The 14,484-nt window shown below is 60.7% G+C and carries 13 protein-coding genes; 5 read left to right on the top strand and 8 right to left on the bottom strand.

Annotation, left to right across the window (positions count from 1 at the left end):
- Positions 1–3: 3 nt before the first annotated feature.
- Positions 4–1,347 (top strand): HlyD family type I secretion periplasmic adaptor subunit, encoded by a 1,344-nt coding sequence (locus KKY_RS07560; protein WP_014130727.1) that lies wholly within the window; start codon positions 4–6, stop codon positions 1,345–1,347.
- Between the two features lie 891 nt (positions 1,348–2,238).
- Positions 2,239–2,532, top strand: a complete 294-nt coding sequence (locus KKY_RS07555; RefSeq protein ID WP_014130726.1) for a GIY-YIG nuclease family protein — start codon at positions 2,239–2,241, stop codon at positions 2,530–2,532.
- Positions 2,533–2,614: 82 nt separating this feature from the next.
- Here KKY_RS07555 and KKY_RS07550 read toward each other — a convergent pair whose 3' ends face one another.
- Positions 2,615–3,274 carry an ImmA/IrrE family metallo-endopeptidase gene (locus KKY_RS07550; RefSeq protein ID WP_014130725.1) on the bottom strand — a complete coding sequence of 220 codons (660 nt, stop codon included), beginning with the start codon at positions 3,272–3,274 and terminating at the stop codon, positions 2,615–2,617.
- Between the two features lie 92 nt (positions 3,275–3,366).
- Complete coding sequence (locus KKY_RS07545) at positions 3,367–7,068, bottom strand: vitamin B12-dependent ribonucleotide reductase (RefSeq protein ID WP_014130724.1); 3,702 nt, start codon at positions 7,066–7,068, stop codon at positions 3,367–3,369.
- A gap of 543 nt (positions 7,069–7,611) precedes the next feature.
- On the opposite strand from KKY_RS07545, the gene KKY_RS07540 reads away from it, so the two are divergent.
- A complete protein-coding gene (locus KKY_RS07540; RefSeq protein WP_014130723.1) occupies positions 7,612–8,010 on the top strand; it encodes an NADH:ubiquinone oxidoreductase subunit NDUFA12 in 399 nt (132 codons plus the stop codon).
- A gap of 15 nt (positions 8,011–8,025) precedes the next feature.
- Complete coding sequence (locus KKY_RS07535) at positions 8,026–8,445, top strand: DUF2155 domain-containing protein (protein WP_014130722.1); 420 nt, start codon at positions 8,026–8,028, stop codon at positions 8,443–8,445.
- A 75-nt stretch (positions 8,446–8,520) separates the two neighbouring features.
- On the opposite strand, the gene aat is transcribed toward KKY_RS07535, so the two are convergent.
- The 6 genes from aat to KKY_RS07505 form a co-directional block, all read right to left on the bottom strand.
- On the bottom strand, positions 8,521–9,153 hold the full coding sequence (gene aat, locus KKY_RS07530; protein WP_041528648.1) for a leucyl/phenylalanyl-tRNA--protein transferase: 633 nt from the start codon (positions 9,151–9,153) through the stop codon (positions 8,521–8,523).
- A gap of 126 nt (positions 9,154–9,279) precedes the next feature.
- Complete coding sequence (gene accC, locus KKY_RS07525) at positions 9,280–10,626, bottom strand: acetyl-CoA carboxylase biotin carboxylase subunit (protein ID WP_014130720.1); 1,347 nt, start codon at positions 10,624–10,626, stop codon at positions 9,280–9,282.
- Between the two features lie 9 nt (positions 10,627–10,635).
- On the bottom strand, positions 10,636–11,130 hold the full coding sequence (accB, locus tag KKY_RS07520; RefSeq protein ID WP_014130719.1) for an acetyl-CoA carboxylase biotin carboxyl carrier protein: 495 nt from the start codon (positions 11,128–11,130) through the stop codon (positions 10,636–10,638).
- A gap of 37 nt (positions 11,131–11,167) precedes the next feature.
- Positions 11,168–11,605: a type II 3-dehydroquinate dehydratase gene (gene aroQ / locus KKY_RS07515; RefSeq protein ID WP_014130718.1), complete on the bottom strand. Its 438-nt coding sequence runs from the start codon at positions 11,603–11,605 to the stop codon at positions 11,168–11,170.
- Between the two features lie 131 nt (positions 11,606–11,736).
- A complete protein-coding gene (locus tag KKY_RS07510) occupies positions 11,737–12,081 on the bottom strand; it encodes a DUF2087 domain-containing protein (RefSeq protein WP_014130717.1) in 345 nt (114 codons plus the stop codon).
- Positions 12,082–12,083: 2 nt separating this feature from the next.
- Complete coding sequence (locus KKY_RS07505) at positions 12,084–12,938, bottom strand: DsbA family protein (protein WP_014130716.1); 855 nt, start codon at positions 12,936–12,938, stop codon at positions 12,084–12,086.
- 240 nt (positions 12,939–13,178) lie between these two features.
- Between KKY_RS07505 and KKY_RS07500 the strand changes: the two genes are divergently transcribed.
- Positions 13,179–14,321: a pyridoxal phosphate-dependent aminotransferase gene (locus tag KKY_RS07500; protein ID WP_041528647.1), complete on the top strand. Its 1,143-nt coding sequence runs from the start codon at positions 13,179–13,181 to the stop codon at positions 14,319–14,321.
- Positions 14,322–14,484: the final 163 nt, after the last annotated feature.

The raw sequence follows: 14,484 nt of genomic DNA, 5'->3' as shown, positions 1-14,484 counted from the left end.
ATCATGACGAGTATCGATGCAGGATCACTGGCCGGACGGCAACAGCGCGGCGGCAGGCAGACCGGGGACCCGACCTACAGTCTGGGGCTGCGGATCGGCGTCAGCGTCGTATTCGGGGTCCTGCTGGTTGGTGTGGTCGGCGGCTGGGCCGCTACGGCCACCCTGACCGGCGCGGTCATCGCCCCCGGCACGGTTGCCGTCAGCCAGCACGTCAAGGAAGTGCAGCATCGCGACGGGGGCATCGTTGCCGAGATTGCGGTGCGCGAGGGCGATTTCGTTGCGGCGGGCGACGTGCTGATCCGGCTCAGCGACGTGGAAACACGGGCCGAGCGGTCCATCGTGCTTGCGCAGATCCATGAATTGCAGGGCCGCGCCGCCCGGCTGCTGTCCGAGCGCGACGGGCTGAGCCAGGTCGACTTTTCCACAGTGCTCGCCGCCGAGGGGCCGGCCCGTTCGGCCATTATCGGCGGCGAGACGACGCTGTTCGTGGGCAATCTTCTGGCCCGCTCGCGCCAGAAGGAGCAACTCGACCTCCAGCTCGATCAACTCGGCCAGGAGGTCGTGGGGCTTGAGGCGCAACTGGAGGCGCTCGACGCGGAAATCGAACTGGTGAGTGCCGAGCACGCGCGGCTTGACGAGCTTGCCACCAACGGGCTGATCGAGGGCGCGCGGGTCTATGCGATCAACCGCGAACTTGCGCGGCTGACCGGCGAGCGTGGGGAGGCCGTGGCCAACATGGCGCGGGCCGAAGGCCGCATGAGCGAGGTGCGGCTGCAGATCATCGCCATCGACGAGACGGCCCGCAACGAGGCCCAGCGCGAATTGCGCGTGGTCCAGGCGCAGATCACCGAACTCTCCGAGCGGCTGCTGGCAGCCGAGGATCGGCTCGATCGCGTCGATATCCGCTCGCCCATCGCCGGAATCGTCAACGAACTCAACGTCACAACGATCGGCGGCGTCATCACGCCCGCCCAGACGCTTGTGACAATCGTGCCCGATGCGGCGGATCTCAGGATCGAAACCCGGCTCAGCATCGTCGATGTCGATCAGGTCTCGGTCGGCCAGCCGGTCAAGCTGCGCTTTTCGGCCTTCAACCAGCGCACGACCCCCGAGTTGACCGGGGAGGTGGTGCACGTTTCGGCGGCCGCCCAGCGCGACAGCGGCACGGGCGAGTTGTTCTACCTTGGCGAAATCGCCATCACCGACGATGTGGGCAAGCTGGGCGATGTCACGCTGATCCCCGGCATGCCGGTGGAGGTGTTCGCCCAGACGGCCGAAGTGACCGCCCTGAGCTATCTGGTCAAGCCGTTCCTCGACCAGGCGGCCCGGGCCTTCCGCGAGGAGTAGGCGCGCGAAACCATCCGACGGCCATAAGCCCCGGTTTATAATGCAAGCCCGAAGGGGCGATGAACGGCGAAGCAAGCTTCATCCGAAGTGTAGTTTGTGTGCGAAGCCAGCTTCGCCGTTCACATCCGGGGTTTTTGGCTTATGGCGGCGTCTCGGGCTGGGGTTTGTCGGGACGCCATCCTTGCAGATGGTTTCCACGGTGCCCCTCTCCCTTTCGGGAGTATGACGTGGATTTTACTCCTCGTCCGGCCATCCGTCCGCTTTGGGCCTCCGCTGGAGCGACCTCCATCGGACCCGGACCGACCTGTCGGAAGGAACCGGAGCGCCCGGAGGCCGATGTGGTCCTAAGGCTCGGACCCATGCTCCTCCTTCTCCAATCCCACCCTCACCGGAAGCTCGTTTGCAACCTCGCCCTGGTGCGGTCGTGAGGGGAGATTGCCATGAGGGGCCGGGGGCGGGGATAAGATTTTTGGGAGGGCTTTCCCCGACATCGTTCCTGCCGCAAATCGGGTGCGTGGCGGTCGGGGAAAGAGGCGGGGTCGTTTTGGCGTTCGGGGCCGAACTTCTGAGGTGCTGCGCAGCAGCGGTGCGGATCCCTGGGTCAAGCCCGAGGATGACGGTGGTGGGGCGGGGAGGCTGGCGACGCCATCCAGCTTTCGGTTGTGAACCGGCGTCGTTATGACGACATCTTGTCGTCTTTGGCGGTATTGGGTCGCTGGAACATCATGCGGCGCAAAGGTGACTGCAGCGCCATCAGCCCGGTTATGGCCACGGTCTTACCCCACTCACCGCGTCATCCTCGGGCTTGACCCGGGGATCCGCTGCCTTTCGAGACCCACCCAAGATGTTTCGATCTTGACGCTTGCCACGGCCCCGTTGCCATAATTGAACATGGGCGGGTTCGTTTACATCATGGCACACCGGCGACGCGGTGCGACCTATATCGGGGTCACGAACAACCTCGTGCGCCGCGTTTACGAGCATCGCAACAGCAAGGGTGGCGGGCATGCGCGGAGTTACAGCATTCGCCGGCTGGTGTGGTTCGAAGGGCACGCCGACATTCGCGACGCCATCCACATGGAAAAGCGGCTCAAGAAGTGGCAGCAGGCGTGGAAATTCGAGCTGATCGAGAACGCCAATCCGCACTGGGACGATTTGTGGGAGGAGGTGGCGGGGTCGTTTTAGGTGGCCGGGCCCAAACGTCTGAGGTGCTGCGTGGAAGCGGTGCGGATCCCCGGGTCAAGCCCGAGGATGACGGGAGCTAAGTTTAGTCTCCATTCCATCGCCGGGCGTTTCGAGCCATTTCTTTAGCCGCTGCGTTATAATCGCCAGTGTCGAATTCTTCTGCGACCGCCAAAACAATGCTTCCATCAGGTGCTAGCTTAACCGGCGGCAAGGGCTTTCTCTGAATGCCATGCCGAATCCGATAACGTTCTTGCAGGGTCTTAAGGCGGTAATTCGCCATTGAAAGGGAAACGCCGAACCTGTTTGCCAGTGTTCTGGCGCTGGTCAACATATCTACGTCTGCAAGTTTTTCTGGCACCAGTATCGCTGCGGCAATCTTGTCCGCTTCGCGCTCATTCTTTTTCACCTCGCTGCCAAACTGCTGCCCATGATCCACGCGTCTGTGTCTCGTGAATTTATGACCGGCGAGAAGATGCGCAATTTCATGAGCGACGGTAAAGCGATGCTGTGGCATCTGGTTGCTCGCGCAAGTATGGCTTAAGTGCATAGTGCGACTATCTGGTGCGTAGTACGCCTCTGACATTCCAAACTGACCGTCGGGGAAAAATTGAACATCAAGTATCATGTCTTGACGTTTCATTTTATCGAGAACTTCAAGCATATTGGGAATGAAGTCGTGCTCAATGGCGACGTCGATACGAAACTGTTCTGCCAACGATTCGATTTGGTCGTCAGTAAGCATCTTGATCTCCTAGATCATAACCACTCGCCCATAATCTATCTACGCAAAGGATGCCCGACGAAGGATCGCCGGGCAACTACTGATTTCTGGGATCAACTACACCCAGTCGTGCTTCCACACGTGTCGCACTTCAAGCATGTGCCGTTCCGCACCAGCGTGAAGTTCTGGCACTCGGAACACGCCTCGCCCACATAGCCCTTCATCTGGGCTTCGAGGCGGAGAGTTGTTGTGTCCTTGGCCTGGGCTTCGTCGACCAGTTTGGTGGCGGCGGCTTCGGCCTCTGCTTCGGGGTCGGTCTTGAGCGCGGTGCCCTGCTTTAAAGCCGTGACCGTCTGGGCCTGGATGGCTTGCACGGGGTTGGCCGCCTTGTAGTCGGACGAGGCGACGAGCATCAGGGTTTTGTCCTTGACGCGGCCGCGGGTCATGCCGCGGGAGACGAAATTGTCGGCGGGGACCGGAGCGGGGGCTGCGCGGTCCTTGACCTGATTGTCTTCGGACACGCCCTGGCCGATCGAGGTGGCGCCGGCGTCGGGGGTGACGTGGGCCAGATCGGTGCGGTCGAGGTAGGAAATGGCCAGCTCGCGGAACACGTAATCGAGGATCGATGTGGCGTTCTTGATGTGGTCATTGCCCATGACGAGACCGGCGGGCTCGAAGCGGGTGAAGGTGAAGGCCTCGACGAACTCATCGAGCGGCACGCCATATTGCAGGCCGATCGAAATCGCGATGGCGAAATTGTTCATCATGGCGCGGAAGGCGGCGCCTTCCTTGTGCATGTCGATGAAGATTTCGCCCAGACGGCCATCGGCGTATTCGCCGGTGTGGACATAGACCTTGTGGCCGCCGACGATGGCCTTCTGGGTGTAACCCTTGCGGCGATCGGGCATTTTTTCGCGGCTGCGGACGGTCTTTTCCACGATGCGCTCGACGATGCGCTCGGCAACGGCGGGCACGCGTTCGGACAGAGCGGCGGCGGCGAGTTCGGCCACATCGTCCTCGTCTTCGTCGTCATCGGCGAGGAGCGAGGAGTTGAGCGGCTGGGAAAGTTTCGAGCCATCGCGATAAAGCGCATTGGCCTTGAGCGCCAGCTTCCAGGAGAGCATGTAGGCTTCCTTGGAATCCTCGACGGTCGCATCGTTGGGCATGTTGATGGTCTTGGAGATCGCGCCCGAAATGAAGGGCTGAGCCGCGGCCATCATGCGGATGTGGGATTCGACCGAAAGGTAACGCTTGCCGATCTTGCCGCAGGGGGTGGCGCAATCGAAGACGGGCAGGTGCTCGTCTTTCAGGAACGGCGCACCTTCAAGCGTCATGGCGCCGCACACATGGATGTTGGCGGCCTCGATGTCCTTTTTGGCAAAGCCAAGGAAGGGCAAAAGCTCGAAGGCGGGATCGGTGAGCTGGGCGTCGGTGACGCCGAGTTCTTTAAGGAAATCAGCGCCCAGCGTCCACTGGTTGAAGACGAACTTGATGTCGAAGGCCGATTTCATCGCGGCGTTGAGCGCGGCGATCTTGTCCTCGGGGAAACCCTTGGTGGCAAGCGTTGCCGGATTGATGCCCGGAGCCTGGTTCATGTTGCCATGACCCACGGCATAGGCCTCGATCTCGGCGATCTGGTCTTCCGAATAGCCCAGCGTGCGCAGGGCGGCGGGGACGGCGCGGTTGATGATCTTGAAGTAGCCGCCACCGGCGAGCTTTTTGAACTTGACCAGCGCGAAATCGGGCTCGATGCCGGTGGTGTCGCAATCCATCACCAGACCGATGGTGCCGGTGGGGGCGATGACGGAAACCTGGGCGTTGCGGTAGCCGTGCTTTTCACCCAGTTCGAGCGCCAGATCCCAGGCGGCGGTCGCGCGGTCGATCAGGTTGCGATCGGGGCAGGCGGCGTGGTCGAGCGGGACGGGCGTGATCGAGAGGGCTTCGTAGCCATCGGACTTGCCGTAAGCGGCGTTGCGGTGATTGCGGATGACGCGCAGCATGTGTTTTGCGTTGCGCTTGTAATCCTTGAACGCGCCGAGCTCGGAGGCGATTTCGGCGGAGGTCGCGTAGGACACGCCGGTCATGATGGCGGTCAAAGCACCGGCAATGGCGCGGCCTTCGTCGCTGTCGTAGGGGATGCCCGAAGTCATCAGGAGGCCGCCGATATTGGCGTAGCCCAGACCGAGGGTGCGGTAGAGGTAGGAGCGCTCTGCAATGGCCTTGGAGGGGAACTGGGCCATCATCACCGAGACTTCGAGGACGAGGGTCCACAGGCGCACCGTGTGCTCGTAATCGCCGGTCGCGAACACACCATCCTTGCCGCGATAGGGCAACAGGTTGATCGACGCCAAATTACAGGCGGTGTCGTCGAGGAACATATATTCCGAGCACGGGTTCGATGCGTTGATCGGGCCGGCTTCGGGGGAGGTGTGCCACTCGTTGATGGTGGTGTGGTACTGGATGCCGGGATCGGCGGACGCCCAGGCGGCATAGCCGACCTGTTCCCACAGATCGCGGGCTTTGAGGGTCTTTGTGACCTTGCCGGACTGACGCGCGGTGAGGTTCCAGTCGCCATCGTCTTCGACGGCGCGCAGGAAATCATCGGTGACGCGGACCGAATTGTTCGAGTTCTGGCCCGAAACGGTCAGATAGGCTTCGGAATCCCAATCGGTGTCGTAGATGGGGAATTCGATGTCGGTATAGCCCTGCCTGGCGAACTGGATGACGCGGAAGATGTAGTTTTCCGGGACCAGAGCCTTTTTGGCGGCCTTGACCTCGCGCTTGAGAGCGGGGTTCTTATTGGGATCGAAGCAATCATCGCCGTGGCCATCGCAATTGACGGCAGCCTTCATGATGAGCTTGAGGTGTTTGGAGACGGTTTTCGAGCCAGTGACCAGCGCGGCGACCTTCTGCTCTTCCTTGACCTTCCAGTTGATATATTCCTCGATATCGGGGTGATCGATATCGATCACCACCATCTTGGCGGCGCGGCGGGTGGTGCCGCCCGACTTGATGGCGCCGGCGGCGCGGTCGCCGATCTTGAGGAACGACATAAGACCGGACGACTTGCCGCCGCCCGAGAGCTTTTCGCCCGAGCCGCGCAGGGCCGAGAAATTGGTGCCGGTGCCAGAGCCATACTTGAACAGGCGCGCCTCGCGGACCCAGAGGTCCATGATGCCGTTTTCGTTGACGAGATCGTCATCGACCGACTGGATGAAGCAGGCGTGGGGCTGGGGGTGCTCATAGGCCGATTTGGACTGGACGAGCTTGTGGGTGAAGGGGTCGACATAGAAATGGCCCTGGCCGGGGCCATCGATGCCATAGGCCCAGTGCAGGCCGGTGTTGAACCATTGCGGGGAATTGGGGGCGACGCGCTGGGTGGCGAGCATGTAGCACAACTCGTCATAGAAGGTGCGGGCATCCTCTTCGGAGGTGAAATAGCCACCTTTCCAGCCCCAGTAGGTCCAGGTGCCGGCGAGGCGGTTGAAGACCTGGCGCGAATCCATTTCCGAGCCGTAGCGCTCGTCTTCGGGGAGCTTGGCGAGGGCCTTTTCGTCGGGGACCGAGCGCCACAGCCATGAGGGAACGTCGTTCTCCTCGACCTTCTTGAGCACCTTGGCGACACCGGCCTTGCGGAAATATTTCTGCGCGATGATGTCGGCGGCGACCTGGCTCCAGGGCGCGGGGACAGCGATGTCCTCGAGCTTGAAGACCACAGACCCGTCGGGGTTGCGGATTTCGCTCGTGGCCGAGCGGAATTCGATGCCGGCATAGGCCGATTGCCCAGCCGTGGTGAAGCGCCGTTCTATCTGCATTCGTCTTATATCCCCAAACTAAGGTCGCTCTGCTGGCTTTGCGCCCCTGCAAGCGTCTTGCCGTTGCCGACAATGTCGATTTGATCGGGTCATGAATCGGCCCGTTGATGTGACTGTTTTCGATTCTTTGGCAAACCGTCAATCACATGAAATCGACTATCCCTTGTGCCTATGGAATGTGCATTCGCTAAATATAGTGGTTTTTGGTGTGGATAGCGAGGAAAACGTGCAAAAAGCTGCACAAAGTTCATTGGGGTGTCACAAGGCAACTGTGAGCAAGGGTTAATGAAGCGTTGTCTCGGGAAGTGCGGTTAAGTGATGGAAAAACCTCACTCTCTGAAGGCGCCCGAGGCCCGCACGAGACTCACAAATCCCTGTCAAGCGGCTTTTTTGGAGCGGGATCGCGCTTTTTTGTTCGCCCAGGAAATGCACAGCATGTTGTGTGAACAACGGGACTGAAATCGATCATGGCACTCTCTAGGCTGGCCCGATCATGTGTGCTAAGCCCAAGCCAACTCATCGTGACGCGTGAAGGTATCGGACGTGGCAAACAGCGGCTTTAAACAGTTCGTCTTCGAAATTTTCGGCTGGTGGAACAAGCAGACGCTTTCCACCCGCATTTTCACCGCCCTGCGCGGTGTCAAGGTGGGCGAGGACGAGTTCGGGAACGTCTATTACGAAGGCAAGAAGGATGGCCGCCGCTGGGTCGTCTATAATGGCTATGCGGAAGCGTCGGCGATTCCGGCAGGCTGGCACGGCTGGATGCACCGGCGCACCGATGTGCCGCCGTCCAAATCGAACTACAAGCCCCATGAGTGGGAAAAGGCCCATATCCCCAACATGACCGGCACGGCGCAGGCCTATCGCCCGGATGGGTCGATCCTGACGCCGCAATCGCGTCCGCGCGTGACGGGCGACTACGATGCCTGGTCGCCGGAATAGGGCGGTTCTGGCTGCGTGAAGCCTCGCGTTATCAAAAAACTTGCAGTCGGCGGCGCCTTGGTCCTGTCGCTCACCATGGGCGTCATCCCTGCATATGCGCAGGCGATTTCCAATCCTGTTGCCGTGTTTACCGGGCTCGACAAGATCACCGGGCGGATCACGATTTTCGATGTCTATATCGATGAGACGGTGCAGTTCGGATCGCTGCAACTGACGCCGCGGGTCTGCTATTCGCGACCGACAACCGAGGCGCAGAGTGTTTCGGCTTTCGTGCAGGTGGACGAGGTTTCGCTGCAGGCAACCATGGAGCGGGTGTTTTCGGGCTGGATGTTTGCCGACTCTCCGGCGCTCAACGCGATTGACAATGCCGTTTATGACGTCTGGCTGATCGATTGCCGGCAGACTTCGGACGTGCCGCCGCCAGACCAGCGCTAGGACCAATCGACATTTAGCTGATGGTGGCCTGCATTGGCAGTTTTCTGCCAACCCTGACCGAACTGTCCACACAACCTACCCTGTCTTATCCCACGCGTAGAAGTCGCCGTCGATATTGAGGGCACCCGAGAGGCGGATTTCGTAGATGGCGCGGGGGATTTCGATGGCGCCCAGAGACGCCAGATGGTCGGTGATGAACTGGGTGTCGAGGAGCGCATAGCCGCCCACCCGGAGCCGATCGACAAGATGGGCGAGGGCGATCTTTGACGCGTCGGTGCGCCTGTGGAACATGGATTCGCCAAAGAAAGCGCCACCGATGGCGAGACCATAAAGGCCGCCCACCAGTGCATCCCCGTCATAGACTTCGACGGTGTGGCAATAGCCCATGGCAAACAATTCACCGTAGAGCGCACGGATCGTGGGATTGATCCAGGTCGATTGCCGGTCACTGCCTGCCGTGGCGCAGCCTTCGATGATGCCGGGAAAGTCGCGATCGACGACAACCGAAAAGCCACTTTTGCGCATGGACTTGCGCAGGCTTTTCGATGCCTTGAATCCATCGAGCGGCAAGACCCCGCGCATCTGGGGGCTGACCCAGAAGATATCGGGATCTTCGGCGCTTTCGGACATCGGGAAAATGCCGGCACGATAGGCGCGCAGGATCAACTCGGGCGTCAGTTCGATATCGAAAGGGTCGTTCCGTGTCATCGCAAAATGAAAAGCGCTTGTGTGCAGATCGTACAACGATCTGCACACGGTTTGTTTCGGTCGCGCTTTCGGATCGCAAAAGCGCGGGCCACTTTTGCTGAAAGCACTCCGGCGGCCCGCCTTCCGTTATTCCTTGTTGGCTTCGAGGAATTTCTCGAGCCAGTGGATGTCGTAATTTCCGGCCTGAATGTCGGGCTCCTTGATGAGCCTGCGGAACAGGGGCAGGGTTGTCTTGACGCCATCGACGATAAATTCGTCCAGCGCGCGGTTGAGGCGCTGCAGGCATTCGGGGCGCGTGCGGCCGTGAACGATCAGCTTGCCGATCAGGCTGTCGTAATAGGGCGGTATGTTATAGCCCTGATAGACGGCGGCATCGACGCGGACCCCCACGCCACCCGCCGGATGGTAGTAGGTAATGCGGCCCGGAGAGGGAGCGAAGGTCTGGGGATCCTCGGCGTTGATGCGCACTTCGATGGCGTGGCCGAAAAACTCGACGTCCTGCTGCCTGAGCGAAAGCTTTTCGCCGGCGGCGACGCGGATCTGCTCGTAAACGATATCGAAATTGGTGATGCGCTCGGTAACAGGGTGTTCGACCTGCAGGCGCGTGTTCATCTCGATGAAGTAGAATTCACCGTTTTCGTAGAGGAACTCGATGGTGCCCGCGCCCGAATATTTGAGCTTGCGCATGGCGGCGGCGCAAATCTCGCCGATCTCGGCCTGTTCGGATGCCGGTACAGTGGGTGCGGAGGCCTCTTCCCAGACTTTCTGGTGACGGCGCTGGAGCGAACAGTCACGCGTGCCCAGATGGACGGCATTGCCCTGGCCATCGCCGATGACCTGAACTTCGATATGGCGCGGCTGGCCGAGGTATTTTTCCATATACACGGCGTCGTCGCCAAAGGCCGCCTTGGCTTCGGTGCGGGCCGTAGAGAAGGCAATCGAGAGCTCGGCCTCGGACTTGGCGACCTTCATGCCGCGCCCACCGCCGCCGGCTGCCGCCTTGATAAGGACGGGGTAGCCGATTTCCGCGGCGGTCTTTTTCGCGTCGGCCTCGCTGGTTACAGCACCGGCAGAACCCGGGACGCAAGGGATGCCGAGCTCCAGGGCGGTCTTTTTGGCCTGGATCTTGTCGCCCATGATCTCGATGTGATGCGCCGAGGGGCCGATGAAGGCGATCTTGTGCTCTTGGAGAATGCGAGCGAAACGGGCGTTTTCCGAGAGGAAACCATAGCCGGGATGGACGGCCTCGGCGCCGGTGATTTCGCAGGCAGCGAGGATCGAGGGGATGTTGAGATAGCTGTCGCGGGCCGAGTTGGGGCCGACGCATACGCTTTCATCGGCAAGGCGCACATGCATGGCATTGGCGTCGGCCTGGGAGTGAATGGCGACCGTCTGGATGCCGAGTTCCTTGCAGGCGCGCAGGATGCGCAGGGCGATCTCGCCGCGATTGGCTATGAGGACCTTGGAAAACATGGGCCTGCCTTACTCGATGACGACGAGGGGTTCACCGTATTCGACCGGCGAGGCATCATCGACAAGAATGCGGGTGATGGTGCCCGATTTGTGCGCCGGAATCTGGTTCATGGTCTTCATGGCTTCGATGATGAGGACCGTTTGGCCCTCGGAGACCTTGGTGCCCACTTCAACGAAGGCCTTGGCGCCGGGTTCGGGGGCCAGATAGGCGGTGCCGACCATGGGGGAGGTCAGGGTGTTGGGGCTGGCCGCCAGATCTTCGGGTGAAGCGGCGGCGGGCGTCGCGGCGGCGGAGGCTGCCGGGGCGGCCGGTGTCGCCGGAGCGGAGGGGGCTGCCGGGGCGTAGCCAGGGGCCGCGACCTGAACGACTTCCTTGGCAAAGGTGCGGGTCACCCGGATGCGGAAGTCATCCTGCTCGAGTTCGATTTCGGCGAGGTTGGCCTCGTTGACCAGTTCGGCGATGGTGCGGATGAGGTCCTGATCGACCTGTGAGATCTTTGCCATTGTTATCGTGTCTCCACCGACCCGTTTCGGGTCTTTCTCAATTCAGGATTTCGGCGATGGCCTCAAGGGCCAGCGTATAGCCTCTTGGGCCCAGACCGCAAATTACGCCCTTTGCCACTGCAGATACGTAGGAATGATGGCGAAAAGGTTCACGCTGGTGAATGTTTGACAGATGCACTTCGAGGATAGGCTTGTCCAGCGTGCGCAAGGCGTCGTGGATGGCTACCGAAGTGTGGGAATAAGCGGCAGGGTTGATGACGATCGCATCGGCCGTCTTGCGGGCCGACTGAATCCAATCCACCAGTTCGCCTTCGTGATTGGACTGGCGGAAATCGCAGGTCATACCGTGCTTTTCGCAGGTTTCCCTGCACATCGCCTCGATATCGGCCAGCGTATCGCCGCCATAGATCGATTTTTCCCGCGTGCCCAAGAGATTGAGGTTCGGTCCGTTGAGGATCAATACGCGTTTTGCCATGTGCCTTATCGTGTCGCGTCCGAAGCGCCAAATGATGGCAAACGCGCCTTTTTAGAGCTTTTTGGGCCAGCAGGGCCGGCAATTCAAGCTGGCGTTATACGAAATGCACCGAAAAGGCAAAGGGAACGTCCCTAAGCGATGCGGGCGAGAAGGGCGGCGGCGTCAGCGGGCATTTCACGGGCGACGCGGCGGTAGATGCGGCCATCGGGCGTGCGGCGCAGCAGATCGAGGTCGCACAACTCGCGGCGGAGCAGGACGTAGTCTTCGTAGTCATGCCAGGTGCGCAGCATGGCGTTGACTTCAAGCTCGGAAAGCTGGCCATCGGCAGGCAATTGCGACCAGACGATCCACAGCGCAAGTTCCTGATCGGCGCGACGGGAGGGCCAGCGCATCAGGCGTCCCGTTGCATCGAAGCAGCGCGCCGTGCGGGTGATGCGTTTTTCGAGAGCCGGATCGGGCGGGCCTGAATCGGTCATTGTCAGCCATTCTGGCCGGTGTCGGCGCAAACGGTCGCCCCGCACTCGCGCATGGCTTCGATGCGGCGGACCAGATCGGCCTTGGGCAGGGCGCCGGGGATCACTTCGTCGCCGATGATGAAGGTGGGAGTGCCCGAAATGCCGAGGGCCTGGGCAATGGTATAGGTGCGCTGGAGCGCATCGGAGACGTCGGGCGCCGTCATTTCCAATTCAAGCGACACGCGGCTGAGGCCCAGCGATTCGGCGGCGGCGAGGGCGGCTTGCGTGTCCACCTGACCGCGTGCGGAAAACAACGCGGTGTGGAAATCCTGATAATCGACATCGGCGCGGCCAACCAGAATGGCGATGCGGGCCGCGTCGACAGAGTTCTGCGAGAGAATGGGAAATTCCTTGAGGATGACGCGCAGGTTGGGATCTTCTTCGACCAGCGACATCACATCGGCGACGACCTGGCGGCAATAGCCGCAATTGTAATCGAACATCTCGACGAGCGTTACGTCGCCCTCTGGATTGCCGAGGACGATGTTGGCGGGGTCGTTGTAGATTTCGTCTTCCAGCGCGGCGAGTGCAATGCGGGCGCGTTCGCCTTCCTCGGCGCGGATCTGGGTTTCCAGCTCGACCGACATGCGCTCGAGCAGGCGCGGATTGGCAAGCAGGTAGTCTTCGATCACGGGGCCAATGGCGGCGGTGTCGATAGCTTCGGACTGCGCGGCGGGCTGAGCTGGGGCCCGGGCGAGCAGGTCTTCGATTTCGGCCTGGCTCAAGCCGGGCTCGGGACGGGTTGCGATGGAGTAAGCGAGCCCCGCGCCGAGCAGAGCCACGGCAGCAGCAAGGCCGAGATTGATCGCTTTTTGCATCCGAAACTCCCTATCGCATTGCCGCGGGTTTACCGTAAGCAGGCTCCGGGGGCCAGACGCAATGGTTCCGATGTGAAGTCAAAAGCGGTTTTGGGATCTTGTTGCTATTATTGTCGTGCAAATTAGCATTATTTGCTAATATGTATGGCAAAAGGATAATGAAATTCTGATATAGTGCGCCTTTACGCAAGCGTTGGCGGTTCGGTGGCGGGCCGTCGAGAAGAACAAGCGGACATTGAAATGATGAATGCCAATTCGATTCGCCCATTTTACGCCCTTGAACTCATGGCGCGCGGGCAGGCCCTGGAAGCACAAGGGCGCTCGGTGTGTCACCTGGAAATCGGGGAGCCGGGCGGCAAGCCGGCCGATTGCGTGCTCGACGCGGTGCGCGGGTGCCTGGACCGTCCGATGGGCTATACGGCGGCCAAAGGCATGCCGGCCTTGCGCGAGCGGTTGAGCAGATATTATGCCGAACAGCACGGCGTTGACGTTTCGCCTGAGCGAATCGTTGTGACCACCGGGTCGTCGAGCGGGTTCATCCTGACCTTTCTGGCCGGATTTGCGCCGGGGCAGCGCATAGCGGTAACGCGGCCGGGCTATCCGGCCTATCTCAATATTATCGCCTCGCTTAATCTGGGCAGCGTCGAGATTCCGGTTTCGCCGGCCAATGGGTGGCGGCTGACGGCGGCCGATATCGAAGCGGCTTACGAAAAATCGCCTTTCGAGGGCCTGCTTGTCGCGAGCCCGGCCAATCCCACGGGCGCGGTTCTGGAGCGTGACGAACTGGCGGCGATTATCGCGTGTTGTGATCGGCTCGGTGTCCGGTTCATCTCCGACGAGATTTATCACGGACTCAATTACGTGGGCGGGGACGCCAGCGCGCTCGAGTTCTCCCATGACCATGTGATCGTCAACAGCTTTTCGAAATATTACTGCATGACGGGCTGGCGCATCGGCTGGCTGGTGCTGCCCGAGGATTTGATACGACGCGCCGAGATGATGGCGCAGAGCCTGTTCATTTCAGCCTCGAGCGTGTCCCAGTGCGCGGCATTGGCGGCGATGGAGGCGCGGAGCGAGTACGATGCGCGGCGCGATCTATATGCCAGGAATCGGCTGATCCTTTCGGACGGCCTCAAGGCGCTGGGGTTCGGGCTGGCCGAGCCGTCGGACGGGGCGTTCTATGCCTATGTGGATGCGTCGTCCTTTACCAATGACACGATGGATTTTTGCCTGCGCATGCTCGACCAGGCCGGCGTCGCCGCGACGCCGGGGCAGGACTTCGACAGGACGGACGGGCACAAATATGTGCGGTTCTCCTACGCGGGAACCCAGGAAACCATCGAAATGGCTCTGGAACGAATGCGAGGATTTCTCCAGCCCTAGAGCCGTTCAGGATTTGATTGAATCAAATCCTTGGCTCTAAGCCTTTGTTTTATCGCGTGTCCGAACCGCAAAACCGTTTCCATTCCCGATCGCGTCGAGGACATGCTTTTGCTGGACACGCTCTAGCGGAACATGAAAAGGGCGGCCTGAGCCGCCCTTTTTT

It is taken from the genome of Pelagibacterium halotolerans B2 (assembly GCF_000230555.1).
GTDB classification, from domain to species: Bacteria; Pseudomonadota; Alphaproteobacteria; order Rhizobiales; family Devosiaceae; genus Pelagibacterium; species Pelagibacterium halotolerans.
The sequence above is the reverse complement of the archived record's forward strand: the minus strand, read 5'-3'. Positions and strand labels throughout refer to the sequence as shown.